We start from the raw sequence: 25,738 nt of genomic DNA, 5'->3' as shown, positions 1-25,738 counted from the left end.
TGGTGATATAGGGTATGTCAGCCTCTTTGGTACATAAGTGTTTTTTTAATGAGTGGTGAATATTCTTAGGCTTGTTTGTAGAAACTATGCAGCAAATTACATGTGCTAGAAGCCAAGAGAAACCTTGTTCAACAAGAACCTAGATTATTTACAGAGCAAATTTAGTTAAAAATCTTTGTCCGTTAAAGTGTGGGGAGGAAGCCAAAGAACAGTTTTGTATGGGGAAAAAGGCGCATATGAATAAAAGCGTATCAAGACATTATTCTTTAAACGTCTCTCTATTTTCAGAGCTGGTTTATTGCTCCCCGCATTTGTGAAAGGAGTATCATTGATATCGCTAAGATTGAGAGAGCTACTTTTTGTATAGATTAATTATTTATAATGCATGAGGAGGTTTTCAGATAAAATTCTTCCTTCCTCAATGTATCTTTGGTTGGCTTCAATGGCTGCTTGTGTACAATGATGATAATTTTCTGAGAAAGCACGATACGCTTCATTAAACGCTTCATAAAAATAAGCACGTCTTTGTGGAATGGGGCGTTCTGCTTCAATCAGTGCATTCATATAGTCATACCATTGGTTTGTTGGAGGCTCGCAAAGATTTTGGAGAGAATGCAATGATCCCAAAATTTCTGCTAGTCGGAGTAATTTTTTTTCATAAGGTGGAGATTGTTGTGCAAAGGTTGGCATTGAAATGACAAGAAATATTAAAATAATGATGTTCATCAATCTATACCGCATTATTTTTATTGCTTTCTTTGAATAAAACTCTGTAAAGATAAAATAATTTTGTCATGAGAACGGTGTAAAAATAAAGTTAATTGCTACATTATTCTCAATTATTGATTATAAAATATAGGGCGTAAGAGGCAGTAAGGAACCCATTGTGGAATATTGAAAATACTGACGAAGCTTTGTGTGGTTAAAAATTTAAGATTTTCTTTCTGCAAACTATCTATTTTTCACATAGATTTATATTGTATTGCCTATAGATTTTTTTCTAAGCTCATTTTCTTTAAGGAGAGAAAGCATCTCTAATGATAGAACGCTTTTGTCCAATCAAATAAAATAGATTGTTTTTATGATAAACGATGGATACAGCCGTAAATACAATGGGAAAATGGTAAGAAGAATTTACTATAAGATACAAGTTTTTAGCTTAAACCGCGTAATACAATGATTTGAGATAAGATACATCTAAAAGGATCGGTGCATAATATCGTCCATGGAGTCAATAAATGAAAGAGTTGCGATTTTATAATACGCTAACACGTAAAAAAGAAAAATTTACACCAATAGATGCGACAAGAGTACGCCTTTATGTTTGTGGACCGACAATTTATGATTATGCGCATATAGGAAATGCACGTCCTGTTATTGTTTTTGATATTTTATTTCGCTTATTGCGTCATGTTTATGGCAATGAGCATGTTCTATATGCACGTAATATTACAGATGTCGATGATAAAATTAATGCACGAGCAGCTAGCGAATATCCAAACGTATCATTGAATGAGGCTATTCGTCACTTAACAGAACGTACATATTCTCAGTTTCAGCAAGATACCATAGCACTTGGTTGTCTGTTGCCAACCAGTCAGCCACGCGCCACTGAGCATTTAGAGGAGATGCGCTCTTTAATTGAAAGGTTGCTTGAAAAGGGGCACGCTTATGAAGCGGAAAATCATATATTATTTTCTGTAAGTAGCATAAAAAATCCTCCCCATTATGGGGCATTTGCAAATCGTTCTTTAGATGAAATGAGGGCGGGGGCGCGTATCGATGTTGCTGCTTATAAAAGGGAAGAGATGGATTTTGTTTTGTGGAAGCCTTCTGTGGAAGGAGAACCAGGTTGGAAATCACCGGGCGGAATTCCTGTTTTAGGTCGTCCAGGTTGGCATATTGAATGTTCTGCAATGTCAATGGCAAAGTTATTAGCGCCCTATGGCGGTGGTTTAACCTGTGATGATCCGACCGCCAATGTTTTTGATATCCATGGTGGTGGAATTGATTTAATTTTTCCTCATCATGAAAATGAGATTGCACAAAGTTGTTCAGCTTTTGGGACGGAGCGAATGGCTAATTTTTGGATGCATAATGGTTTTTTACAAGTTGAAGGCAAAAAGATGTCGAAAAGCTTTGGCAATTTCATAACTATTCGTTCTGTTTTAGAGAATAATTTGGGGGAGTTTAATGGTATTTTAACCGATGAAATGAAGCAAAATTGGGCTGGTTTGTCTGCGCGTTTTTCGATGTTGCAAACGCATTATCGTGAACCATTAAATTGGACAGCACAGCGTTTAATACAATCGAGCAGCGAACTGTATCGTTGGTATGAATGGCTTCGCAGCAAAAAGAGTGAGATGAAAAACAATGAAGCAATTGATGATACTTTGATAGATGCACTTAGTGATGATCTTAATACTCCAAAAGCACTGACTCTTTTGCGAAAATTTTATAAAGAAGGAAATGCTTTGGCTCTTCTGAATGGGATGAATTTATTAGGACTGTTAAGACAAGAATGGATTAAAGAAATAGATTGCCCATTATTTACGAGAAAAACTTTCCTTGATACAAAATTTATTGATCAGCGCATTGCCGAAAGACTAAGACTTATCCATAATAAAGAGTGGGAAGCTGCGGATACAATTCGTGATGAGCTTGCAGCCAAGGGGGTTCTTTTAAAAGACAGTAAGGATCCGCAGAGTGGTGAGCGCATAACTGTGTGGGAAATAAAGCGACACTAAAGCGACACTAATGTCTCTATTCCAGCAGCTCCATAAAAAAGGAGAATATGATGGAATTTTTATATCATTATGGGTATGTTGCACTAAAACTAGTTGTAGGACTTATCGCTTTCCTCTTGATTTTAAGAACCACAGGTCGTGGTAGTCTTAGTCAAATGACGCCAGTTGATTTGGTAAGTAATTTTGTCATGGGAAGTATTATTGGAGGCGTTATTTATAGTCCGGATGTTAGCAGTATTCAATTGTTGATTGTCTTATTTATTTGGCAGACTTTAGTCACATCTCTTAATTTTCTGATGCGCTATTCAGTTTTTTTTCGTCGTCTTATTGCAGGACGACATATTGCATTGGTTTTAGATGGAGTATTTCAAGTGGATAAGATTAAAAAATTAGGTATCAGTGTGAATGATCTGATTACAATGTTGCGCATTAAAGGCTGTAGTTTACATGAAGCTGCTTTCGTTCGTTTAGAAACCAATGGCGATTGTTCCGTTATTAAAAAGGAAGAAGGAAAGAAGTCTATCATTTTAATACAAAATGGTGAAATTCTTGATAAGGGGCTGAAAGAGATTGGTAAAACAAAAAAATGGCTTCAGGCAGAATTGAAAAAAAAACATGTAAAAGTTGAAAATTTATTTGCAGCAGAGTGGTATGAAAATACAGATCAAAATAATAAATTGTATAGTGGATTATTTCTTGTTCCTTTTTCAAAAACAGTCTAACTTCAAAAAACGGGTAGGTATAGCTTATTGGAAGCCATAATGAAGAGATGAATCTATAAATAACCACAGAGGGTATTTTGCCTGTTTGTGCGGATGATAGAGAAGTAAGGACTTTATGAAACGCAATGAAATGACAAAAACTGTATCATCAGATACAGGGAAGACTCTGCACACACTTTACAATTTATGGCCCTATATGTGGCCGGTAGGGCGGCGTGATCTAAAAATGCGTGTGCTATGGGCAATATTTTATCTTGTTTTGGCTAAGCTCGTTCTCATATCTGTACCGTATTTATTTAAATATTCTACGAATGTGCTTGATTCAAGCTTTCAGCTACCTGAATGGTTCCCATCCAGTTGGATTATTCCCATCATGCTTGTTTTGGCATACAATGTCGCGCGTATTATGCAGGCTGGATTAAATCAATTACGCGATTCCCTGTTTGCCACTGTTGGTCAATACGCTGTTCGTCAATTAGCTTATAAAACCTTTGTACATATGCATGAGTTATCTTTGCGATTTCATTTGGAACGCCGAACAGGTGGGCTTTCTCGTGTGATTGAGCGTGGAACAAAAGGAATCGAAGCGATCGTAAGATTTTCAATTCTTAGTACAGTACCAACAGTTTTAGAATTTATATTAACGGCACTGGTATTTTATATAAGTTATGGGTGGCATTATCTTCTCATTGTTGTTGTAACGGTTGGATTATATATTTTGTTTACCATTAAGGCGAGTGATTGGCGTATTCGCATTCGACAAAAAATGAATACAGCGGATACTGAGGCGAATACTCGCGCTGTTGATTCTCTTTTGAATTTTGAAACGGTCAAATATTTTGGTAATGAAACTCTAGAAGCCGATCGATTTGATGCTTCTATGGTAGGTTATGAAAAAGCCGCAACAAAGATTTGGACATCTTTAAGCTGGCTTAATTTTGGTCAGACTCTTATCTTTGGTATTGGAATGACGATCATGATGCTGATGTCAGCTTATGAAGTTTTTTATAAGACACAAACTTTAGGAGATTTTGTTTTTATTAATGCGCTTTTAATGCAACTTTCCATTCCACTAAATTTTATTGGTTCAATGTATCGTGATATTCGACAAGGTTTAACGGATATTGAAGCAATGTTTGATCTTTTAGATGTTCAGAAAGAGATCGTTGATAAATCGGATGCTAAACCGTTAGAGATAAGCGATGGGACCATTTGTTTTCATCAGGTAAAGTTTTCCTATGATTCGAGACGTCAGATTCTCAGAGATATTGATTTTGAAGTTCCTGGAGGAAAAACAGTCGCTATTGTCGGTCCATCGGGTGCCGGTAAATCTACTATTTCTCGGTTGCTTTTTCGGTTTTATGATGTTGATGCAGGCTCTATCACAATTGATGGGCAGGATATTCGTGACGTAACACAAAAGAGTTTGCGTGAAGCGATTGGCATGGTCCCACAAGATACGGTGTTATTTAATGATACAATTGCCTATAATATTTGCTATGGGCGTCCAAGTGCTACAGATGAAGAGATGCGCAAAGCTGCTGAAATGGCACAAATATCAAAATTTATTGAAATTTTACCGGAAGGTTTTCAGTCTATGGTAGGAGAGCGAGGTCTCAAATTATCAGGTGGTGAAAAACAACGCGTGGCTATTGCACGGACACTTTTAAAAGCTCCTCCACTTCTTATTCTAGATGAAGCAACGGCGGCTCTTGATACGGCGACGGAACAGGAAATTCAACAAGCATTGGATATTGTAAGCCGTGGACGTACAACATTGATTATTGCGCACCGTCTTTCTACTGTTATCAATGCGGATGAAATTTTAGTTCTTAAAAGTGGTCGTATTATTGAAAATGGGACGCATACAGAGCTTTTACGCAAGAAAGGTCTCTATGCTTCAATGTGGAATAAGCAGCTTGAAGCATCGCAAGCAGAAGAAAAATTACGTAAAATGCGTGAAGAAGATGAGACGAGTGTTGTTAATCGTAAAAAATAAATAGAGCAAAATGTAATCTATATCTTTATATGGAGTGATTGATTAAATACATAAAAAGACACAAGAGGAACAAAAAGCTTTGTTGCTTGTTTAAGTTTACGATGAATAGGAAATTATATGAGTATTCTGCAATCTTTCCATAATAGCTTTGTAACGGTTCATAAAGAAGGTTATCCTTTTATTGTAGCGTTTTTTGTTATTTCGCTCATTCTTGGTTGGATATGGAGTCCGTTGTTTTGGTTTGGTCTCGTTCTCACGGTGTGGTGTGTATACTTTTTCCGTGATCCAGATCGTGTGATCCCTTTGAATTCAAATTGGGTTATGTCGCCTGCAGATGGGCGTATTTCATTTGTGGAATCATGTGTTCCACCTGAAGAATTAGGATTAGGGAAAGATGAAATGATCCGTATTTCCATTTTTATGGATGTTTTTTCATGCCATATTAATCGTATTCCTATCAGTGGTACAGTAGAGTCTATCGTTTATCATCCAGGTCGATTTACCAATGCTGACTTTGATAAAGCTAGTCAGTTTAATGAGCGTAATGGGGTGGTAATTGATAGCAAACATGGTAAAATTGGTGTCGTACAAATAGCGGGAATGGTTGCGCGCCGGATTGTTTGCTGGTCAAAAGAAAACGATGCCGTTATGACTGGTGAGCGATTTGGATTGATTCGTTTTGGTTCTCGCCTTGATGTTTATATACCAACTGAAATGAAATTGCGTGTTGCAGTTGGACAGACAGCAATTGCTGGAGAAACAGTTTTGGGTTCTTTTGATGATAAGAGTGCCACAACGGACTTCAGATACGATTAGGACTCACAATGAAAAATTTTTCGCCATTTTCTTCATTCAATCCTGAGGGGCAGCATGATGATGTTGCAAATCGGCGGCGTTCACCTACATCAATGCGGTATGTCATTCCCAATATCATTACTATTTTAGCAATTTGTGCAGGGATGAGCAGCATTCGTTTGGCTTTTGAACATCGCTATGAAGCTGCTATTTTAATGGTGCTTTTGGCCGCAGTTTTAGATGGTGCTGATGGTCGCATTGCCCGTTTAATAGATGGTAGTTCATCTTTTGGGGCACAGATGGATTCTCTTGCTGATGTTATAAATTTTGGTGTTACCCCTGCACTCATTGTTTATTCTTTTATCTTGAATCAAGCGAATCATATTGGGTGGGTTGCTGCCCTTGTTTATTGTGTTGCTTGTTGTTTGCGATTAGCACGTTTTAATGTGATGTTAGATAACCCCAATATACCTAAGTGGCAGAGAAGTTATTTTGTTGGTGTTCCAGCACCAGCAGGAGCATTATTACTTTTATTGCCTACCTATTTAGGCACTCTTGGTTTGGTCCCCAATTGGGGGTGGGCATTATTTTTTAGTCTTTATACTGTAATTATTGCTTTTCTTTTGATTAGTCGTTTACCGGTATGGAATGCAAAAACAATTGATCAAAATTTAAGGCGCGATATCGTTATACCTTGCATGTTGGTCATTGTTATTTATGTCGGTTTTCTTGCGACTTACACATGGGAAACTTTATTGATTACAGCTGTTAGCTATATGATTTTTCTCCCTTGTAGTTTTATCGCTTATAATAAACGTGCTACTTTAGAAGAGAAAAAGGCTGATGCTAAAGCTATCCAAGAATTATAAAGTGCTTCATTCTTCTGTCGAAAAGCACAGGAAAAAGAGAGAGTCAAACGATTTACTTCTCATATGATGATCAATCAGGTACATGATAATCTACAAACCGATTTTTATGGACATTAAAGAGTTTTCCAGTTTCCTTTAAATCAGGTGATAACAAATGGACTATCTTTTTTGCAACCTCTTGTGGTAAAGGAAGAGTTTGTGGATCTTCACCGGGCATAGCTTCAGCGCGCATGGCAGTGCGTGTGGCACCAGGGTTGACACAATTAATCTTAATAGGGGTTTGTTTGAGTTCTTCTGCCCAACAGCGGGCAATCACCTCTAAAGCCGCTTTAGAGGCTGCATAAGCTCCCCAGAAAGGGCGCGCAGCATGCGCAACGCTTGAGGATAACAGGATGGCTCGTCCAGCATCAGATTCACGTAATAAAGGCTCAACGGCTTTCATTAAGCGCCATTGGCTGAAAAGATTTATTTGAAAAACATCTTCAAATACCGTGTTTTCTATATGCGCTATTGGTGAGAGTGTTCCAAGAATTCCTGCGTTTGCAACGATAATATCAAGTTTTTTCCAGCGTTTGGCAATTGAGATAGCAAGGGTATCGATGTTTTCCATATGATGCAAGTCAAGGGGAACAAGGGTTGCATGAGCTCCTTTTTCTCGGATTTGATTATCTAATTCAGTAAGTCCACTGACTGTTCGTGCAAGAGCAATAATATGAGCACCGCGTGCAGCAAGCTCGAGTGCCAAATAATAGCCAATCCCTCTTGATGCGCCAGTAACAAGTGCAACACGCCCATGGAGACTAAAGTCACGTTTTGTCATCATTAATCTCTTGTTTTAAGAACAGATGATTGATGAATTTTGGAGAGATTTTCTTGATCAACCAGATGCGTAGGATAATATCCAGTAAAATAATGGTCAGTAAATTGTGGATCGGCGTTATTCCGTTTTTCCCCTGCTACAGCAAGATATAATCCATCAGTTGAAAGAAATTCTAATGAATCCGCTCCAATAAAATCACACATAGATTTTAAATCTGGATATTGATTTGCTAAAAGGTTTTCAGCTTTAGGTGTATCAATACCATAAAAGTCAGGATAAAAAATCATAGGGCTAGAAATGCGCATATGAACTTCTTTTGCTCCTGCATCGCGAAGCATTCGTACAATTTTAAGGGATGTTGTTCCACGCACAATAGAGTCATCAACCAGAATAACACGTTTTCCTTCAATCACAGGACGGTTTGCCGAATGTTTTAACTTGACGCCAAAAGCGCGAATTTGTTGTGTTGGTTCGATAAAAGTGCGGCCAACATAGTGATTACGAATAATACCAAGCTCGAAGGGAATTCCAATTTCTTGTGCATAGCCAATTGCAGCAGGCGTTCCTCCATCAGGAACAGGAACCACAACATCACCCTCACAAGGGGCTTCCTGTGCTAAACGGATTCCCATATTTTTACGTGTTGTATAAACACTACGCCCTCCAACGATTGAGTCCGGGCGGGCAAAATAAACATATTCAAATAAACAAAGCTTTTCTGGTGTCTCATTTTCTGGTTTTATAATTTTTTTCGTAATTTCCCCATTTTTTTGTATTTCACATATGATGATTTCTCCATTTTTAACATCACGGACATATTTTGCTCCAATAATATCAAGAGCACAAGTTTCAGAACAAAAGATAGGCTTACCATCAAGTTCCCCCATCACGAGAGGTCTAATTCCTGTTGGATCGCGTGCCGCAATAAGCTTTGTACGTGTGAGCGCTAACATAGCATACCCACCTTCTACTTGCCGAATCGCATCAACAAAACGATCAGAGGACGATTCATAACGTGAGCGGGCGATAAGATGGAGAAAAACTTCTGAATCTGACGTTGATTGACAGATAGCACCAGAAGCGATGAGTTCACGGCGTAATGTGAGACCATTGGTAAGATTACCATTATGCGCAATAGCAATACCTCCAACTTTCAATTCAGCAAAAAGGGGTTGAACATTGCGTAATGCCACTTCTCCAGTTGTTGAATAACGGGTATGTCCAATAGCACGATTTCCTGGTAAGCGGGCAAGTGTTGCAGGGTTTGTATAGTGATCGCCAACAAGACCTAAATGCTTTTCTTGATGAAATATTTTATTATGGTAAGAAACAATCCCAGCTGCTTCTTGCCCACGATGCTGAAGTGCGTGGAGTCCAAGAGCTGTTAATGTTGCGGCATCTTCATGCCCAAGAATACCAAAAACTCCACATTCTTCATGAAGGGTATCATCATCTAATGAAAATTCTTGACAGAAAACATCGCTTTTTATCATCATATTCTTTCAGTTGTGATATGGAGGAATCATTAATATCACATTTTACATCATTTAGTTCTCTTTCCTCATGAAAAACTATTCTCTATTTTTTGAAAATTATCTTTTCATGAGAGTGTTGCTCATACGTATGTTTATTGCTGTCTTTAAACAAATTTTCCGTCTTTTCGAGAACAGATCCAATATCTTTGGGGAGTATTTCCCAGACTTTTTGTCCCAATGAATCTAAAATAGGCCTTGTTTTTGCATTTTTTAACCAATTCGCTTGAAGCTCGGGTTTAATCAGTGCATTAAGCAGTAACATACCGATGACCATGATAAGTAAACCACGAAGTGCTCCAAAAATAAAACCAATAGCACGGTCAAGGATACCAATTCGACTATCAATAATAAAATCAGAGATCTTCATTGTAATAATTGAAGTAATAATGAGAACAATAATAAAAATTGTGACCAATGTTGTGATCAATGCAATCATTTTATTAGAGAGATATTGTTCAAAGAAAGGTAAGACAGGTTTGAATAAAAACAGTGTCGTAACAGCTGCAACTGCCCAAGAAATCAACGATAACACTTCACGTGAAAATCCTCGAAGCATAGCAAGAAAAGCGGACAACAGGATGATTACTACGACAATTCCATCAAGGATTGTTATGATCATTTGTTTGTTCCTTATACATAAAGTTGTGTTCTTTTAAGTCTGTGTGCAAATATATTTTTTGTTATGCCATTTTTTGTTCTTATAGCAAGGATCTTTTGTATTTTATAGAGTTTTTTCTATATTATCATATCTGTGGTGCAGATCATTTTTTACTTACGGTAAGAGTAGCAACGAGTTCGGGAAGGTCGGAGAAAGTTTTTTGTTGAAAGTTGAGCGACTTCATCATTTCGGTTGTTGTTGTGGGGTGAAAGGCTCCTTGAAAACCGAGTTTTTTTGCTTCATTGATGCGCTGTGCTGAATGTGCAACAGCGCGGGTAGCTCCTGAAAGACTGACTTCACCAAAATATACATAATCCGTTGGCAATGCGATATTGGCAAGAGAAGATACCAAAGCAGCGGCTACAGCTAAATCAGCAGCAGGTTCTGATATGCGATATCCACCTGCCACGTTCAGATAGACATCATGCTGTCCAAAACGAATGCCACAATGAGCTTCTAAAACGGCAAGAATCATAGAAAGGCGATTTCCATCCCATCCGACAACCGCACGTCTTGGTGTCCCAAGGGAAGAAGGAGCAACAAGCGCTTGAATTTCTACGAGTATCGGGCGTGTCCCTTCCATTCCTGCAAAAACAGCAGCGCCTGGTGCTTTTTCATTACGTTCCCCTAAAAATAATTCAGATGGATTTATCACTTCGCGTAATCCTTTATCAGACATTTCAAAGACACCAATTTCATCTGTTGGTCCGAAGCGATTTTTTACAGTTCTAAGAATGCGATAATGATGTCCTCCTTCACCCTCAAAATAGAGAACGCCATCAACCATATGTTCAACGACTCGAGGACCAGCAATTTGTCCATCTTTTGTAACATGCCCAACAAGAACAACGGCGGCTCCTGTTTTCTTGGCAAAGCGGATCATTGCCTGAGCACCGATACGTACTTGTGTGACAGTGCCAGGTGCTGAATCTGCTGTATCTGACCATAGGGTTTGAATCGAATCGATAATCACCATATCAAGGTTTTTATGTTCGCTTAAGGTTGCCAGAATATCTTCAACATTGGTTTCAGCAGCAAGTTTCACTTCTGTATTGTTAGCTTCAAGCCTTTGTGCGCGCAGACAAATTTGCGCAATAGCCTCTTCACCTGAAACATAGATGACATTATATCCTTTACGTGATAAAGCAGCGGCTGTTTGTGTCAGCAATGTTGATTTACCAATACCCGGATCACCTCCAACAAGGAGTGCTGATCCACGGACAAAGCCCCCACCGGTAACACGATCAAGTTCAGCAATACCAGAATGAATACGTGGAGCATCTTCGATATTTCCAGAAAGAGATGTGAGTGTGACAATGCGTCCTTTACGAGCATTCTGCTTAGGACCACTTCCTATGCCGCTATTTATAGTTTCTTCGATAAGGGAATTCCATTCCCCACAAGCGCTACATTTTCCTGCCCAACGGGAATGGATGGTTCCGCAATTTTGACAGATAAATTGAATACGATTACGCGCCATGTCGATTTAACCAATTTGCTCTGGAAGGTAATTGCTATCGGCCAGATCACTAAAGCGTGTGAAATCAGATTGAAAGGCAAGGGGCACGATTCCTGTCGGCCCATGGCGCTGTTTTGCAATAATAACGTCAGCTTTTCCAAAAGCTTTATCCATTATTTCTTGCCATTTCGTATGTTCCAAGCTACCTAGTTTTGGTTCTTCATTTTTGAGATAGTATTCTTCGCGATAGACAAACAGAACGATATCGGCATCTTGCTCAATTGAACCAGATTCACGTAAATCTGAGAGCTGTGGACGTTTATCTGTTCTATTTTCTACTTGACGAGAAAGTTGAGAGAGAGCGATAATAGGAATATTCAATTCTTTTGCTAATGCTTTTAATCCTGTGGTAATTTCTGTGATCTCTTGAACACGATTTTCTGATGAACGCTTTGAACTGCTTGTCATGAGTTGGATATAGTCAATAAACAAGATATCTAAACCATGTTGCCGCTTGAGACGCCGCGCACGAGCAGCTAATTGCGTAATTGATATTCCCCCAGTTTGATCAATATAAAGTGGTGCCTTTTGTAGTTGGTTCACCGCACGAATAATTTTTGAAAATTGTTCATCTGAAATATTGCCACGCCGAATATCAGAAGAAGAGACTTCTGTTTGTTCAGAAATAATACGGGTTGCAAGCTGTTCGGATGACATCTCAAGTGAGAAGAATCCCACAATGCCGCCTTCATTTTCTTGGATATTGGCATTACGATTATAAGCATTAGCAATATTAAAGGCAATATTGGTAGCCAGTGAGGTTTTACCCATACCAGGGCGGCCCGCAAGGATAATTAAGTCAGATGCTTGTAATCCTCCCATTTTTTCATCAAGTGTTTTAATATGGGTGGCTATCCCTGATAATTGTGAAGAGCGCTTTTTCGCAGCACTTGCCATATCGATAGCTTTTTTAATAGCCTCATTAAAATTTTCAAATCCACCTCCATATTTCCCTTTTTCTGCTAGCTCAAATAACTGATTTTCAACAGTTTCAATTTGTTGGGTAGGTGTGAGTTCTACAGGAGCATCAAAGGCTGTATTGACAACTTGAGTTCCAAGGTTAATCAAAGACCGTCGGATAAAGAGATCGTAAATGACGCGTCCATAATCTTCAGCGTTAATAATAGTGACTGCCTCTGTGGCTAAGCGAACAACATATTGGTATACAGTAATATCTCCAATTTTTTCTTCCATTTGGATATAGGGCTTGATTGTAACTGGATCTACACGTTTTCCTATTTTAATAAGGTGAGATAAAACATGATAAATTTTTTGATGCAATGGTTCAAAAAAATGTTCTGGTTTTAGAAAATCTGAAACGCGGTCAAGAGAATCATTGTTGATAAAGATGGCACCAAGCAATGCCTGTTCAGCTTCAATATTATGCGGAAGTTGCCGAAAAGAAGGAGAATCCTCTTTCTTTGAAGAGCTGACATTAACAACGTTAGTTTCTTCCATAATATTTTTCCACTAAAATTCTAAGTCTAGCTACTTTAGGCGATAAATTGAAAATCGTATAATTAAAAGAATAGAGCTACAAATCTTCATTTTAAGTTAAAATTATATAATTTTTAAAAACTCTCTTTTCGTTCCTCATTTATCATTTGTGTATTATTTATATAACGTCTATCTATTTTATTTTATAATATGTGATTTTAAAGTGGAAGTTTTGCTACTCTAAATTTAAGTATTTTTAAGTTACTTAACCTTAAAATTCCAATATCTGTGTAAGTAGAATTATTTTTTTATAACTGAAATTATTTCAGATCATGTGAGGATATAATCAACTTAACGCTCATACAAACTTTAGCCTTAAGGGTAGAACTTTAAATTATTTTTGCTTTATATGCTGGAAAAAAAAGACATTTCACTCTTAGTGATATTATCATTCTCGGCATGTAATGCCTTTAAATAATATATTTCTAATTCTTTCATAAAAATTAGGTTCTTTATGTACGATAGCCATAAAATACTCACTTTTAAAGTGTGAGTATTTTATGAGCGATATTTAAAATGGAATAAAAAATATAAAACAGAAAGCAAAAATAGCAATTAAGCTTCTTGATGAGAACTGTTTATATCGTTGTCATTAATTTCTTCTGCCAATAATTCTTCCTGACTTTCTTCTAATAATTCTTCTTGAATATTATATATTTCTTTAGCCGAAGTGAGGGTTTCACCTTCTGCTTGGCGTTGTGCTTCACTGGTAGAACGCGCAACATTAATAATCACAGAAATTTGAACCTCTGGATGTAAGCTAAGAGTGATAGTGTGAAGACCGATCATTTTTATTGGATGATTAAGTTCGATTTGATTTCTTCCAATAGAAAAGCCTTCATCTGTTATGATTTCAGCAATATCACGTGTTGACACAGAACCATAAAGTTGTCCTGTTTCACCAGCAGAACGAACAACAATGAATGATTGTCCATCAAGTTTTTCAGCAATTTTTTGCGCTTCGCTTTTGCGTTCAAGATTACGTGCTTCAAGTTGTGCACGTTGTACCTCAAAATGTTTTTTATTAGCTTCATTTGCGCGTAAAGCTTTACCTTGAGGCAAGAGAAAATTACGCGCATAACCATCTTTAACTGAGACAATATCACCCATCTGACCAAGACGAGGAATGCGCTCAAGTAAAATAATATCCATAGTTTTTCCTTTCGAACAAATAAATTTAGTGGAGTTTTTTGCGTGATTGAAAATTGTATTGAATAGCAGCCCAAATTCCCATCAAAAGCATCATGAAAACAATAGGTGGAGTAAAAACGACTGTAAAAATAGCAATATAAACAAGAGAAAGTATAATAATCCGACCGTTTACCCCTTTTGTAATATTGTGAAGATATGCTAGACCGCTAATTAATATGATGACAATGTATGCAGTACTAAAGACACGGGTACTCAAGTTAAGAGAAGCGCTCAGCTCAACCATCGATGCTATGCAAACAATAATGAAAATAACAATTCCAGAAATGGGAAGGCGGAGAGTTTCGCTCCAATCATCACGGGGTCTTTTCAGCCATTTCATATGTTGTGCTGCTATCATGGAAAAGTAAAGGTTACCAATGAGAAAAACCAAACTATAAATAGTCAAAGAAAAAGCAGTAAAAGTTGCTGTATGCGTCATTAAAAGCTCACTAAAAGCGCGTATATCGGCTTCTTTTATTGACTGTGTTTGTTGCAGAGTTTGTGCTATGTTTTCGGTGATTTTTTTTGCAACGATGGGTGTGGAAGGACGTGTTTGAACATAGAGCCCAATGAAAGTTGCTATAAGAGCGATAAAATTAGTTAAATGAAAAATAACCGATGATAATGGATACCATATCAGTTCGTTTTCTTTTTGCGCTGGTCGTGCAAGCCCAAGAAGCCAAGAAGCATAGACAGCAGGAAGGAAAAATAAGAACATAAAGCCAAGAGCAATATAGGTATTAGTGGTTATGATAAGAACAACAGTGGCACTTATGAGGGCGATGAGACTGGCTAATGTTCCTTGACCGAACGCAACAATAAAAATTGGCAATGAAAGAAAGCAGCCAAGAAGAAGAGAAAAAAAGGGCGCGATATTTGCAACACTGATGATTGCCAGTCCTATCACAACAGCAAATAATCCTGCCAAAATACCGGTTAATATCTCATAAGTACGATTTTTTTTCATTTATTGCTGTCCTGCTTTCTGCAGTTAGAGGTGTGTCAATACCCCAACTTTGACATTTAATAGCTTAACATAGGATACAACAAGCTATTTTTTAACCATATAAGAAATGCAACTGGAGAAACTCTCCAGTTGCATAGCGTATTGATTGCTTACTTTATAACGTACGGAAGTAAGCCTAAAAAGCGAGCACGTTTGATAGCATTAGCTAATTCACGCTGTTTTTTCTGACTAACAGCAGTAATCCGTGAAGGAACAATTTTCCCACGTTCGGAAATATAACGTTGTAACAACTTGATGTCTTTATAATCAATTTTGGGAGCATTGGTCCCTGAAAAAGGACATGTTTTACGACGACGATGAAAGGGGCGACGTGCAGAGTTTTGATTAGTATCAGTCATTATTCTACCCCTTCTATAGTATTTTCACGTTGACGACGTGGAAAACGAGGACGCTCTTCATCATGTCCAATGTGACTATTGCGATCAAGGTGTGAGAGCATAGCAGATTTTTCTTTTTCGTGTTTTTCTACGCGAATGGTCATATAACGCAAAATATCCTCATTGATGCGCATCTGACGCTCCACTTCAGCAATTGCTGAAGCTGGTGCATCAATATTGACTAAGACATAATAAGCTTTACGGTTTTTACGAATACGGTAAGCAAGAGGACGAAGTCCCCAATTTTCTATACGCCCAACTTTTCCACCATGCGCTTCAATGACACCTTTGTAGAGACTCAAAAGTTCATCAACTTGCTGCGGTGCAATGTCTTGTCGGGCAAGGAACATATGTTCATAAAGAGCCATTGTTTTGCCTTTCTTCAATTAAATTTCACCGGTTTTAGCGCAAAGCCTCTGCGACTTGTCTTTTTTGGAAATCCAAAGAAGAAAGGACGCGTTTACAATTCGAGACATCTCAGAGCGGAGATACGGGAGGCCGGAAACATTGTATTTCCTACTGATATTTTACAGCCCTCCGTTCAACCTCCAGCTAAAGTGCCGGCAACGAATATTTCATATCTACAGGTTATCTTTTAAAATAGCAAGTTTATGCACACAAAAAAATTGATTTGTTAAATCTTGATATATTTCCTTCTTCTACAAAAAGATAATACTGTAATATAAAGGCAAAGGAGGGAAAAATGGACTTTTTAAACCAGATTGATGTTACACTCTTTGAAATGTTTGTCGGCAATCATCAAGCTTGGTCGATTGTAGTTTTGTTTAGTATTTTTTGTGCAAAGTTTTTAATTTATATTATTCCTCTCCATCTTTGTGCGTTGTGGTTTTGTGGTGGGGAGAGGGAACGGTGTGTTGTGCTAAGCATTTGCATGAGTATTTGTGCATCTCTTTTCATAGGTTATCTCATTTCTCTTTTTTATTTTCATCCTCGCCCATTCGTGGTAGGGCTGACGACACCGCTTATTCAACATCGTGCAACAGCTTCTTTTCCTAGTAATCATGCCTTGACCATTGCATCTTATGCAGCTAACTTTTATTTTTACCGATACAAAGTTACTTTTAAATTTGCCACCGTATTTTTGTGTTTGATCTGTTGGGCGCGCATCTTTGTGGGTGTACATTATCCCTTTGATATTTTAGCAGGTGCACTTTTAGGAAGTCTCATAAGTTTGGGTGTTATTCAGTTTATAGCACCCTATTTTCCTAAGTTTTTATATCAAATTCCGCCCTTAAAATATAATTTTAGGTGTGGTATTCGTTTTAAATAAAGGGCTTTATATTGATTTGTGCGGATGAATAAGGTCAAAAGAAAATAATTTAATTGTACAGTTTTAGGAGTTGATAAATGGGTGCAGCTTTTATTTTTCCAGGGCAGGGGAGTCAACTTGTTGGTATGGGGAAAGCGCTTGCAGAGCAATTTATTGTCGCACGGATGGTTTTCGAGGAAGTTGATGATGCTTTGGGTGAGAAATTATCAAAGATCATTTTTGAAGGACCAGCAGATGTTTTAACGTTAACAGCAAATGCACAACCGGCATTAATGGCTGTATCTATGGCTGTCATTCGTGTGATGAAACAATTAGGGCTTCGTATAGAAGAAAAGGTAAGGTTTGTTGCTGGTCATTCTTTAGGCGAATATTCGGCTCTTTGTGCTGCTGGTACATTTACTCTCACAGATACGGCAAGACTTTTGCGTATTCGTGGCAATGCTATGCAGGCTGCTGTCGCGGTTGGTGAAGGTTCTATGGCTGCATTAATTGGTTTAGAAGAGCACATTGTGGAAGAAATTTGTGAAACTGTTTCTGGAGAAGGACTATGTCAGATTGCTAATGATAATGGTGGTGGGCAAATTGTTATTTCCGGTAAAGCAAAAGCAGTTGAGGCAGCGGTAGAGATTGCATCAACAAAAGGTGCAAAACGTGCACTTCTTCTTCCTGTTTCTGCACCTTTTCATTCATCTTTAATGCAACCTGCTGCTGATGCCATGAAGAAAGCACTTTTGACTGTTAACAAAATGTCCCCTATTGTTCCTTTGATTGCCAATGTTTCTGTTGCACCTGAGAGCAATCCAGAGCGTATTACTACTCTTCTTGTCCAACAAGTGACTGGGAGGGTGCGATGGCGTGAAACAATAGAATGGATCGCTGCGAATGGGGTTGATACGCTTTTTGAAGTTGGTTCTGGAAAAGTATTAACAGGTTTAACGCGTCGTATTAACAAAGATATAAAGGGGGTAACAATTGGAACAGTTGATGAAATAGAATCAGCGCTAGGCATGCTTGGCGTTTAATCTATAAGGAGTTAAAAAATGTTTAGATTAACAGGGCGTAAAGCTCTTGTAACGGGGGCTTCGGGAGAAATTGGTGAGGCAATTGCACGCTGCTTTCATGCACAAGGAGCTATTGTTGGACTTCATGGAACACGTGAAGAAAAGCTCAGAGAAGTGGCGGCAGAATTAGGGCAGAATGTTTTTGTATTTCCCGCTAATCTTTCTGAACGCCAATCGGTGAAACAATTGGCTGAAGTTGCAGAGAGAAAAATGGATGGCGTCGATATTTTGGTTAACAATGCGGGAATCACTAGGGATGGTCTTTTTGTGCGTATGCAAGATAAAGACTGGGATGATGTTTTAGAAGTTAACCTAACAGCTGCTTCTCTTTTGACGCGTGAATTAATACATTCTATGATGCGCCGCCGTTATGGAAGGGTTATTAACATTACATCTGTTGTTGGTGTTGTGGGAAACCCTGGACAAACGAATTATTGTGCTGCAAAAGCAGGCTTGATAGGTTTTTCTAAAGCATTGGCACAAGAAATTGCTTCGCGAAACATCACTGTCAATTGTATTGCTCCAGGATTTATTAAATCCGCAATGACAGACAAGCTTAATGAAAAGCAAAAAGAAGCCATTATGGCTGCGATTCCGATGAAACGTATGGGAAGTGGGCAAGAAATAGCCGCTACTGCTGTTTATTTAGCAAGCGATGAAGCAGCCTATACGACAGGTCAAACACTCCATATCAATGGTGGAATGGCAATGATTTGAGTATTTATTTTATTCCACATTGATTTATGAGTTGTATTATTTTAGATAGTAACGATTGAAATGGATAGATGCATCTATTTCTTTAATATGGTCGTTGATCAATTGATGTCGGAATGTCAGATTGGTTCATTTTGTAGGGGATATCCACAGGATGTTTTAAATCATTACTAAAATCTTTTAAAGTAATGCATCTATTGCTTGATTAGATGAACCGATATAGTTAACCAAATTATAGGAAATATAAATTCGAGGATTTCAACATGAGTGATACAGTAGAGCGCGTTAAGAAAATTATCGTGGAACATCTTGGGGTTAATGCTGATAAAGTTGTAGAAAATGCAAGCTTTATCGATGATCTAGGGGCTGATAGCCTTGATACGGTTGAACTCGTTATGGCTTTTGAAGAAGAGTTTGGGGTAGAAATTCCAGATGAAGCTGCTGAAACGATTTTTACAGTTGGCGATGCAGTCAAGTTCATTGATAAAGCTTCTGCGTGATTACTAAAGGGCAAAGGCATAAATTGCTTTTGCCTATATTCTTCGGAGCTCTTTTGAAAAGAGAGCTTTGAGAGGTGAAGTTTAGTTCAAGGTTAGAAGTTATGAGACGTGTTGTTGTTACTGGTTTAGGGTTGGTATCTCCATTAGCTGGTAATACTGAATATAGTTGGAAACGACTTCTTGAAGGAAGAAGTGGTGTCCGACGTATCACTGAGTTTGATGTGTCAGATTTGCCATGCCAGATTGCTGCGCGTATCCCCTTAGGGGATGGAACAGAGGGGACTTATAATGCTGATTTGTATATGGAACCTAAAGAGCAACGTAAAGTTGATGCATTTATTGTTTATGCAATGGCAGCTGCTAACCAAGCGCTTGCAGATGCCGAATGGTTTCCTAAGAGTGATGAAGATCAGATTTGTACAGGCGTGTTAATTGGCTCGGGAATTGGGGGAGTTGAGGGTATTGTTGAAGCTGGTTATACGCTTCGTGATAAGGGTCCACGTCGTGTTTCTCCTTTTTTTATTCCAGGTCGTTTGATTAATCTTGCTTCTGGTTATGTGTCTATTCAATATGGTTTACGGGGGCCTAATCATTCTGTTGTAACGGCTTGTTCAACAGGGGCGCATGCGATTGGTGATGCGGCACGTTTGATTATGTTTGGTGATGCAGATGTCATGGTGGCAGGGGGAACCGAATCTCCAATAAATCGGATATCTCTTGCAGGTTTTGCAGCTTGTAGAGCTCTTTCCACTTGTCGCAATGATGATCCTGAACGGGCGTCACGTCCTTATGATACTGATCGTGATGGTTTTGTGATGGGGGAAGGAGCAGCTGTTGTTGTTTTAGAAGAGCTGGAACATGCCAAAAAACGAGGGGCGCGTATTTATGCTGAGGTTATTGGCTATGGTTTATCTGGTGACGCTTACCACATTACAGCGCCTTCAGAAAGTGGTGAAGGGGCTCAGCGTAGTATGATAGCTGCTCTTAAGCGTGCACAAGTGAATGTAAGTGAACTTGATTATATTAATGCTCATGGTACATCTACGATGGCTGATTCCATAGAGCTAGCGGCTGTTGAGCGTGTTTTAGGGAGTTATGCACCACAAGTTTCTATGTCATCAACGAAATCATCTATCGGGCATTTACTTGGTGCAGCCGGTGCTGCTGAGGCTATTTTTTCTATTTTAGCTATACGGGATAATATAGCCCCAGCGACACTTAATCTTGACAATCCATCGATTGAAACGAAAATCGATCTTGTACCACACAAACCGCGTGAACGAAAGATTGATACGATTCTTTCTAATTCTTTTGGATTTGGTGGGACAAATGCATCGTTGGTGATGCGACGTTTTAGGGGATAATAAGTATTTTTATTTAATTTTTGCTTTTGAGTTTTCTACTTTATTATAAGGTGAATAAGAAATTATAATATTATCCTTAATCGCTATTGAGGGGTTATGTCCGATGTGAAAAATGGAAAATCATTAAAGGACGTAAGTGATTCCTCTTCGAATCATTTAGCAGATAGTTATGACATGTTAATACATAAAAAACGAAAGAAATCATCTATCGTCCGTAATCCGTTTGTCATTCTCGGTCATTTTTTTCTTATGCTGATTGTGATTATTCTTTTTGCCATAAGTATTCCTCTTTATATTGGAAAAAGTATTTTTGAAGAAAAGGGTAAAATTGAGGAAGAACAAATTGTTCTTATCCATCCTGGTACCGGAATTCGTGAAATTGCTTCATTGCTAGAAAAACGTGGTTTCATTCGATCATCAGATATTTTTGTTTATGGGGTTGGTTATCACCAAAAAACAACGCATCTGAAGGCTGGTGAATATTTAATTCCAGCTCATGCTTCGATGCAGGATATTATGGATATTCTTGTGAAAGGAAAATCTATAGAGTATACATTTACAGTACCTGAAGGTTTAACGGTTCAGCAAGTTTTCGATCGATTAGCTGCGAATGAAATTTTGATTGGAGACCTTCCAAAAATTTTGCCTCCAGAAGGTTATTTAATGACGGATACTGTTCGTTTTATTCGGGGAACAACGCGTAAAGAGATTGTAAACAGGTTGCGTGAAGGACAGACAAAATTAATTCATGCTATATGGGCTACGCGTTCACCTAATTTACCTATTAAATCAATTGATGAATTTGTTATATTAGCCTCAATTGTTGAGAAAGAAACGGGAATTGCAGCAGAAAGACCAATGGTTGCTGCGGTATTTTATAACCGCCTTACAAAGCATATGCGTCTTCAATCGGATCCAACAGTAATTTATGGTCTCTTCGGAGGAAAAGGAAAACCATCCGGTCGTGCAATTTATCGTTCAGATCTTGAGAAGGAAACACCATATAATACTTATAAAATTAATGGTTTGCCCCCAACGGCTATTGCAAATCCAGGTCGAGATTCTTTAAAAGCGGTGGCACATCCACCAAGCAGTGATGCACTTTATTTTGTTGCTGATGGTTCAGGAGGGCATGTTTTTTCTCGAACTTTAGAAGAACATAATATGAATGTTCGCAAGTGGCGAGAATTAAAGGCAAAACATTGAATTTATAGTGATAACACCTCTTTTTGCATCGTAAATGAAAATCTCAAATATAGTAAAATTTTTCTATTTAAACTTTTTATGAGAATGATAAAAAATTATTTCCTTGTCTGTCACAAGTGGGATTAGCGTATGGATAAAAATATTTAAGAAAGAAGTGAATACACTGCTAATACCTTATCTCAAAAAAGAGCAGAATAACATTGAGAATTGCTAAGAAAACACATTGATTAGGGGAAAGGTTGAGATAATGTATAATTCAAACTTTGGAGAAACATTTATGAACAAAGTAGAGTGATGTAATGACAGTCTTTGAAAGTAAATTGAGTACTATAAAAATGAATCAACGCCGCGGTTTTTTATTTATTCTCTCTTCACCTTCAGGTGCTGGTAAATCAACAATTTCTCGATTACTTCTAAAAGAGGGACAATTAGAGCTTTCCGTAAGTATGACCACAAGGAAAAGGCGTCCTAGTGAAGTAGATGGGCTGCATTATTACTTTATTTCAAAGGAAGAGTTTGAATATAAGCGTGATAGGAATGAATTTATTGAGTGGGCAGAAGTTCACGGAAATTATTATGGCACTTTACGTGAAACTGTTGAAAGCGCATTGAATGCTGGCCAAGATATGTTATTTGATATTGATTATCAAGGTACCGAGCAGCTGCAAAAAAAGATGCTAGGAGACACTGTATCTGTTTTTATTCTTCCACCATCAATGAAAGAGCTTGTTTCGCGTTTACATCGTCGAGCAGAAGATAGTCAAGATACTATCAATTTGCGATTGGAAAATGCACGAACGGAGTTAAAGCATTGGCTTTCTTATGATTATGTTGTGATTAACGAAGATTTAGATCAGTCTTTATCTTTTATTAAATCAATTTATTTAGCTGAAACCGTAAAACGTGAGCGTTGTTCTTATCTTGGTTCTTTTGTTGATGGGCTTATTGCTGAAAAAATCGATAAATATTGTGATTAAAAAAGGTTTTATAACACAAAGTGCATGTTTTAGAGCACTAGATGCGCTAAAGTTACAAATTCAGAAACCGAGAGCGTTTCAGCACGGCGCATTCCATCAATTCCAGCTTTTTCTAATAGCTCTTCACCTCCAAGTGTTTTGAGATTTTGACGAAGCATTTTTCGTCTTTGCCCAAAGGCGGTTTTTGTGACGAGGCTTAGTTTTTGTGCAGAGCAGGCAAGAGGTTGTGTTCGCGGAATAATATGAACAACGGAAGACGTTACTTTAGGTATTGGTATGAAGGCTTGAGGGGGGACATCAAAAGCAATTTTAGCAGTTGTACGCCAGCCAGTTAAGACACTAAGACGTCCATAATGAGTAGATTGAGGTTTAGCTGTAATCCGTTTGGCAACTTCACGTTGAAACATCAATGTCATTGATTCATAAAAAGGAGGCCATGGTTCAGTCAAAAGCCAATTTAATAAGAGTTGTGTCCCAATATTATAGGGAAGATTTGCAATAATGCGCGGTTTTACAGGGCTTGTTTCAAAGAGTTTTGAGAAATCTTGCTTCAGTGCATCATTACAAATAACTTTTAATTTTTTAGGATAGTGTTTTTCTATTTCTAAGAGAGCCGGTATGCAGCGCTCATCGCGTTCTATTGCTGTTACAATGGCACCCTTTGCTAGCAAGGCACGTGTGAGACCTCCAGGACCTGGACCAATTTCAAGAACAGGTTTTCCTTCTATATTGCCTGCTTGATGAGCAATTTTAGATGTTAAATTAAGATCAAAAAGAAAATTCTGCCCCAAAGATTTATGCGCTTGTAATCCATATATATCAATGACCTCACGCAGAGGAGGGAGATTATCTATTGGCATGGGTTTAAACTATTTTTTGCAAGTTGATTTGCAAGTTTAAGAGCAGCAATAAAGCTTTCAGGAGAGGCTATCCCTTTATCAGCAATGTCAAAAGCAGTTCCGTGATCTGGAGATGTGCGAATAAAAGGTAGACCTAACGTGACATTAACAGTGCTGTCAAAGTCTAATGTCTTAACAGGGATAAGGGCTTGATCATGATACATACAAATGGCAACGTCATATGCCTTTCTTGCGCATTCATGGAACATTGTGTCGGCAGGCAGCGGGCCTGCAATATTGAGTCCTTTCTTTTTAAGATATTCAATAGCAGGAGTGATAACTTCAATATCTTCTTTTCCCATTGCACCTCCTTCTCCAGCATGAGGATTAAGACCAGCAACAGCTAGTCGGGGTGACGTTATTTTAAACCTTGTTTTTAAGTCATATTCAGTAGTAAGTACCGTTTGAATAATTAAATCACGGGTAAGCTGTGAAGGAACATTTTTAAATGGAATATGAACAGTTATTGGTACTGTTTTTAATCGGGGTCCTGCTAACATCATAACTGGATGATAACATTTATGAAAAGCTTTATGGGCTAAATCGGCTAAAAATTCTGTATGACCTGGAAATCGAAAACCGGCATCATAAAGACTCTTTTTTGCAATAGGACAAGTGATAAGTGCACATGCATGGCCATTTTGAATCAATTGAACACAGCGTTTAATTGCTTCAATAATTCCAGCTGTATTTTTCGATGAAGGTATACCTAATTGATCACTTTGTTTGTTTTTTAACGGTATGATAGGAAGAGCTTTTTGAAAATTTTTTGCAGGATTATTGATTAAAACAGATTGCACCTCAACATCAATCTGTAAAAAACGAGCGCGCGAACGAATAACATCTGGATCAGCAAGAAGTACAAAAGGTGGAATTTGGCGCGTAACACGCAAATTCCACGCTTTTAGTACTATTTCAGGACCAATTCCGGCAGGATCACCACCGCTAACAATAAGAGCAGCCATTATGAATTTTGAATGCGTGCCACTCGGCGCAGTTCTTCTAAATATTTGTCGCTTAATTCTTCAAGTTTTTGCGGGCTTCTTTTTTTACTATCTTGAAGAGAAAATATCAGTCGAGCGACATAATCATCAGAAACTCTTTTTATTTTGCAGACAGCAATTGCTTCGATTCCATCAGATGTTTCTTGTAATTTTGTCATTTTTCCAGCAGGCGTTTCAAGAATAGCTTGTTCCCATGCATTAGGAAGTTGTGGCTCCAGAAACTTTCCTAAGTGGCGGATAGTAACGTCTAAAATACCTCTTGCTTGATTGTGAGCATTGGCACATCCACGGAAATGTGCGCGAAAATTACTTGCTTCTCTTTGACGTCTTTCAAAGATCTCTGAACGACGATGTGCAGGAATGACAAAAACAATTCGCTGTAATGTATATTCGTTGGTTGAAGGTTTTACACCACCATTTTTTAATATTCTGCGTACAGCTTCTTGTTCGCTAATCATACCTGTTTCAGCTTGATAGCGTGCGCTAACAAGACGCCCCCATCCTATTTGTCCACGGATGTAATCTTTAAAGTGTTGCACTGTGATCTCAGTTTGGATCAGAATCTGGTTGAGCTGATCAATCGTCATATTATTTTGTGTCGCAAAATTCTCAAAAGCTCTATCAACTTCATCATTGCTTACTTCAATATTACGACGTTTTATTTCAATATTTTTTAGCTTTTCATCAATAAGCTCTTTTTTAGCCTGTGCCACCAAATTGCCTTGCTTTTGTTGTAGCCTGAGAAAAGCAAGGCGTCGTTGTATATCATAATTTGTGATGGGGTTGCCATTAACTGTAACAACAATAGAAGTCTGCGCAAAGACTGTCGGAATCAAAAATCCATTTATTAGCAGGCTACTTACGCTCAAAGATGCAATGTAAAATAAAGCAAGAAAACGCTTTTTCAATTTATTCATGTAAATAGGCTTTCGCATTGTTTATTAATTCTCATCAACAACTTAAAAT

At 38.0% G+C, this 25,738-nt stretch carries 25 protein-coding genes; 12 read left to right on the top strand and 13 right to left on the bottom strand.

Annotation, left to right across the window (positions count from 1 at the left end; translation table 11 throughout):
- Positions 1-372: 372 nt before the first annotated feature.
- Positions 373-741: a TIGR02301 family protein gene (locus ACFIMK_RS06990; protein WP_375612942.1), complete on the bottom strand. Its 369-nt coding sequence runs from the start codon at positions 739-741 to the stop codon at positions 373-375.
- Positions 742-1,238: 497 nt separating this feature from the next.
- On the opposite strand from ACFIMK_RS06990, the gene cysS reads away from it, so the two are divergent.
- From cysS to pssA, 5 genes are all read left to right on the top strand, one after another.
- Complete coding sequence (gene cysS / locus ACFIMK_RS06985; protein ID WP_375611222.1) at positions 1,239-2,747, top strand: cysteine--tRNA ligase; 1,509 nt, start codon at positions 1,239-1,241, stop codon at positions 2,745-2,747.
- A gap of 50 nt (positions 2,748-2,797) precedes the next feature.
- Positions 2,798-3,469, top strand: coding sequence for a DUF421 domain-containing protein (locus ACFIMK_RS06980; RefSeq protein ID WP_375611298.1), 672 nt, complete (start codon positions 2,798-2,800; stop codon positions 3,467-3,469).
- Between the two features lie 115 nt (positions 3,470-3,584).
- Positions 3,585-5,468, top strand: a complete 1,884-nt coding sequence (locus ACFIMK_RS06975; protein ID WP_375620728.1) for an ABCB family ABC transporter ATP-binding protein/permease — start codon at positions 3,585-3,587, stop codon at positions 5,466-5,468.
- 117 nt (positions 5,469-5,585) lie between these two features.
- Positions 5,586-6,284, top strand: a complete 699-nt coding sequence (locus ACFIMK_RS06970; RefSeq protein ID WP_375612939.1) for a phosphatidylserine decarboxylase — start codon at positions 5,586-5,588, stop codon at positions 6,282-6,284.
- 8 nt (positions 6,285-6,292) lie between these two features.
- Positions 6,293-7,132: a CDP-diacylglycerol--serine O-phosphatidyltransferase gene (pssA, locus tag ACFIMK_RS06965; protein ID WP_375611225.1), complete on the top strand. Its 840-nt coding sequence runs from the start codon at positions 6,293-6,295 to the stop codon at positions 7,130-7,132.
- A gap of 70 nt (positions 7,133-7,202) precedes the next feature.
- On the opposite strand, the gene ACFIMK_RS06960 is transcribed toward pssA, so the two are convergent.
- The 9 genes from ACFIMK_RS06960 to rpsF form a co-directional block, all read right to left on the bottom strand.
- Positions 7,203-7,952 (bottom strand): SDR family NAD(P)-dependent oxidoreductase, encoded by a 750-nt coding sequence (locus ACFIMK_RS06960; protein WP_375613045.1) that lies wholly within the window; start codon positions 7,950-7,952, stop codon positions 7,203-7,205.
- A 2-nt stretch (positions 7,953-7,954) separates the two neighbouring features.
- Entirely contained in the window at positions 7,955-9,448 is a 1,494-nt protein-coding gene (gene purF, locus ACFIMK_RS06955) for an amidophosphoribosyltransferase (protein ID WP_375638093.1), read from the bottom strand.
- An 82-nt stretch (positions 9,449-9,530) separates the two neighbouring features.
- Positions 9,531-10,106 carry a CvpA family protein gene (locus ACFIMK_RS06950; protein ID WP_375629260.1) on the bottom strand — a complete coding sequence of 192 codons (576 nt, stop codon included), beginning with the start codon at positions 10,104-10,106 and terminating at the stop codon, positions 9,531-9,533.
- A gap of 142 nt (positions 10,107-10,248) precedes the next feature.
- Positions 10,249-11,625: a DNA repair protein RadA gene (gene radA / locus ACFIMK_RS06945; RefSeq protein ID WP_375612937.1), complete on the bottom strand. Its 1,377-nt coding sequence runs from the start codon at positions 11,623-11,625 to the stop codon at positions 10,249-10,251.
- Between the two features lie 6 nt (positions 11,626-11,631).
- Positions 11,632-13,122, bottom strand: a complete 1,491-nt coding sequence (locus tag ACFIMK_RS06940; protein ID WP_375610161.1) for a replicative DNA helicase — start codon at positions 13,120-13,122, stop codon at positions 11,632-11,634.
- 594 nt (positions 13,123-13,716) lie between these two features.
- Entirely contained in the window at positions 13,717-14,313 is a 597-nt protein-coding gene (gene rplI / locus ACFIMK_RS06935; RefSeq protein WP_273791080.1) for a 50S ribosomal protein L9, read from the bottom strand.
- 25 nt (positions 14,314-14,338) lie between these two features.
- Positions 14,339-15,319, bottom strand: a complete 981-nt coding sequence (locus ACFIMK_RS06930; protein WP_375638094.1) for a hypothetical protein — start codon at positions 15,317-15,319, stop codon at positions 14,339-14,341.
- 149 nt (positions 15,320-15,468) lie between these two features.
- Positions 15,469-15,717 carry a 30S ribosomal protein S18 gene (rpsR, locus tag ACFIMK_RS06925; protein ID WP_012754957.1) on the bottom strand — a complete coding sequence of 83 codons (249 nt, stop codon included), beginning with the start codon at positions 15,715-15,717 and terminating at the stop codon, positions 15,469-15,471.
- Positions 15,717-16,124, bottom strand: a complete 408-nt coding sequence (gene rpsF, locus ACFIMK_RS06920) for a 30S ribosomal protein S6 (protein ID WP_375612935.1) — start codon at positions 16,122-16,124, stop codon at positions 15,717-15,719. Before rpsF ends, rpsR begins: the two co-directional genes overlap by 1 nt.
- A 335-nt stretch (positions 16,125-16,459) precedes the next feature.
- Here rpsF and ACFIMK_RS06915 point away from each other — a divergent pair, with 335 nt between their 5' ends.
- The 7 genes from ACFIMK_RS06915 (at position 16,460) to gmk (ending at position 22,869) form a co-directional block, all read left to right on the top strand.
- Positions 16,460-17,047, top strand: coding sequence for an undecaprenyl-diphosphatase (locus ACFIMK_RS06915; RefSeq protein WP_375612934.1), 588 nt, complete (start codon positions 16,460-16,462; stop codon positions 17,045-17,047).
- Between the two features lie 77 nt (positions 17,048-17,124).
- On the top strand, positions 17,125-18,069 hold the full coding sequence (gene fabD / locus ACFIMK_RS06910) for an ACP S-malonyltransferase (RefSeq protein ID WP_375612933.1): 945 nt from the start codon (positions 17,125-17,127) through the stop codon (positions 18,067-18,069).
- Between the two features lie 18 nt (positions 18,070-18,087).
- Positions 18,088-18,825, top strand: coding sequence for a 3-oxoacyl-[acyl-carrier-protein] reductase (fabG, locus tag ACFIMK_RS06905; protein ID WP_375638095.1), 738 nt, complete (start codon positions 18,088-18,090; stop codon positions 18,823-18,825).
- A gap of 260 nt (positions 18,826-19,085) precedes the next feature.
- Positions 19,086-19,322, top strand: a complete 237-nt coding sequence (locus ACFIMK_RS06900) for an acyl carrier protein (protein ID WP_004860281.1) — start codon at positions 19,086-19,088, stop codon at positions 19,320-19,322.
- A 101-nt stretch (positions 19,323-19,423) separates the two neighbouring features.
- On the top strand, positions 19,424-20,686 hold the full coding sequence (gene fabF, locus ACFIMK_RS06895) for a beta-ketoacyl-ACP synthase II (RefSeq protein WP_375622331.1): 1,263 nt from the start codon (positions 19,424-19,426) through the stop codon (positions 20,684-20,686).
- A gap of 96 nt (positions 20,687-20,782) precedes the next feature.
- Entirely contained in the window at positions 20,783-21,892 is a 1,110-nt protein-coding gene (mltG, locus tag ACFIMK_RS06890; protein WP_375638096.1) for an endolytic transglycosylase MltG, read from the top strand.
- Between the two features lie 299 nt (positions 21,893-22,191).
- The gene (gmk, locus tag ACFIMK_RS06885) at positions 22,192-22,869 is read left to right on the top strand and encodes a guanylate kinase (RefSeq protein WP_375638097.1); all 678 of its coding nucleotides are present in this window, start codon (positions 22,192-22,194) and stop codon (positions 22,867-22,869) included.
- A 29-nt stretch (positions 22,870-22,898) separates the two neighbouring features.
- Here gmk and rsmA read toward each other — a convergent pair whose 3' ends face one another.
- From rsmA to ACFIMK_RS06870, 3 genes are read right to left on the bottom strand one after another with little or no spacing between them, the layout of a single operon-like run.
- Positions 22,899-23,729 (bottom strand): 16S rRNA (adenine(1518)-N(6)/adenine(1519)-N(6))-dimethyltransferase RsmA, encoded by an 831-nt coding sequence (rsmA, locus tag ACFIMK_RS06880; protein ID WP_375638098.1) that lies wholly within the window; start codon positions 23,727-23,729, stop codon positions 22,899-22,901.
- Entirely contained in the window at positions 23,720-24,733 is a 1,014-nt protein-coding gene (pdxA, locus tag ACFIMK_RS06875) for a 4-hydroxythreonine-4-phosphate dehydrogenase PdxA (protein WP_375638099.1), read from the bottom strand. Before pdxA ends, rsmA begins: the two co-directional genes overlap by 10 nt.
- On the bottom strand, positions 24,733-25,689 hold the full coding sequence (locus ACFIMK_RS06870; protein WP_375629237.1) for a SurA N-terminal domain-containing protein: 957 nt from the start codon (positions 25,687-25,689) through the stop codon (positions 24,733-24,735). Before ACFIMK_RS06870 ends, pdxA begins: the two co-directional genes overlap by 1 nt.
- Between the last annotated feature and the right edge of the window lie 49 nt (positions 25,690-25,738).

This window comes from Bartonella sp. AP280QHHD (assembly GCF_042196125.1).
Lineage (GTDB): Bacteria > Pseudomonadota > Alphaproteobacteria > Rhizobiales > Rhizobiaceae > Bartonella.
Note: the sequence above shows the minus strand (reverse complement) of the source record. Positions and strands in the feature narration are given on the sequence as shown.

Bases quoted from the DNA above. Each gene is read 5' to 3' on its own strand.
- ACFIMK_RS06980 (WP_375611298.1), top strand. From the start codon at position 2,798: ATGGAATTTTTATATCATTATGGGTATGTTGCACTAAAACTAGTTGTA.
- ACFIMK_RS06870 (WP_375629237.1), bottom strand. From the start codon at position 25,689: ATGAATAAATTGAAAAAGCGTTTTCTTGCTTTATTTTACATTGCATCT.
- ACFIMK_RS06950 (WP_375629260.1), bottom strand. From the start codon at position 10,106: ATGATCATAACAATCCTTGATGGAATTGTCGTAGTAATCATCCTGTTG.
- ACFIMK_RS06960 (WP_375613045.1), bottom strand. From the start codon at position 7,952: ATGACAAAACGTGACTTTAGTCTCCATGGGCGTGTTGCACTTGTTACT.
- ACFIMK_RS06990 (WP_375612942.1), bottom strand. From the start codon at position 741: ATGCGGTATAGATTGATGAACATCATTATTTTAATATTTCTTGTCATT.
- ACFIMK_RS06940 (WP_375610161.1), bottom strand. From the start codon at position 13,122: ATGGAAGAAACTAACGTTGTTAATGTCAGCTCTTCAAAGAAAGAGGAT.
- fabG (WP_375638095.1), top strand. From the start codon at position 18,088: ATGTTTAGATTAACAGGGCGTAAAGCTCTTGTAACGGGGGCTTCGGGA.
- gmk (WP_375638097.1), top strand. From the start codon at position 22,192: ATGACAGTCTTTGAAAGTAAATTGAGTACTATAAAAATGAATCAACGC.
- pssA (WP_375611225.1), top strand. From the start codon at position 6,293: ATGAAAAATTTTTCGCCATTTTCTTCATTCAATCCTGAGGGGCAGCAT.
- mltG (WP_375638096.1), top strand. From the start codon at position 20,783: ATGTCCGATGTGAAAAATGGAAAATCATTAAAGGACGTAAGTGATTCC.
- cysS (WP_375611222.1), top strand. From the start codon at position 1,239: ATGAAAGAGTTGCGATTTTATAATACGCTAACACGTAAAAAAGAAAAA.
- ACFIMK_RS06970 (WP_375612939.1), top strand. From the start codon at position 5,586: ATGAGTATTCTGCAATCTTTCCATAATAGCTTTGTAACGGTTCATAAA.
- ACFIMK_RS06975 (WP_375620728.1), top strand. From the start codon at position 3,585: ATGAAACGCAATGAAATGACAAAAACTGTATCATCAGATACAGGGAAG.
- rsmA (WP_375638098.1), bottom strand. From the start codon at position 23,729: ATGCCAATAGATAATCTCCCTCCTCTGCGTGAGGTCATTGATATATAT.
- radA (WP_375612937.1), bottom strand. From the start codon at position 11,625: ATGGCGCGTAATCGTATTCAATTTATCTGTCAAAATTGCGGAACCATC.
- purF (WP_375638093.1), bottom strand. From the start codon at position 9,448: ATGATGATAAAAAGCGATGTTTTCTGTCAAGAATTTTCATTAGATGAT.
- fabF (WP_375622331.1), top strand. From the start codon at position 19,424: ATGAGACGTGTTGTTGTTACTGGTTTAGGGTTGGTATCTCCATTAGCT.
- pdxA (WP_375638099.1), bottom strand. From the start codon at position 24,733: ATGGCTGCTCTTATTGTTAGCGGTGGTGATCCTGCCGGAATTGGTCCT.
- rpsR (WP_012754957.1), bottom strand. From the start codon at position 15,717: ATGACTGATACTAATCAAAACTCTGCACGTCGCCCCTTTCATCGTCGT.
- ACFIMK_RS06900 (WP_004860281.1), top strand. From the start codon at position 19,086: ATGAGTGATACAGTAGAGCGCGTTAAGAAAATTATCGTGGAACATCTT.
- ACFIMK_RS06930 (WP_375638094.1), bottom strand. From the start codon at position 15,319: ATGAAAAAAAATCGTACTTATGAGATATTAACCGGTATTTTGGCAGGA.
- fabD (WP_375612933.1), top strand. From the start codon at position 17,125: ATGGGTGCAGCTTTTATTTTTCCAGGGCAGGGGAGTCAACTTGTTGGT.
- ACFIMK_RS06915 (WP_375612934.1), top strand. From the start codon at position 16,460: ATGGACTTTTTAAACCAGATTGATGTTACACTCTTTGAAATGTTTGTC.
- rpsF (WP_375612935.1), bottom strand. From the start codon at position 16,124: ATGGCTCTTTATGAACATATGTTCCTTGCCCGACAAGACATTGCACCG.
- rplI (WP_273791080.1), bottom strand. From the start codon at position 14,313: ATGGATATTATTTTACTTGAGCGCATTCCTCGTCTTGGTCAGATGGGT.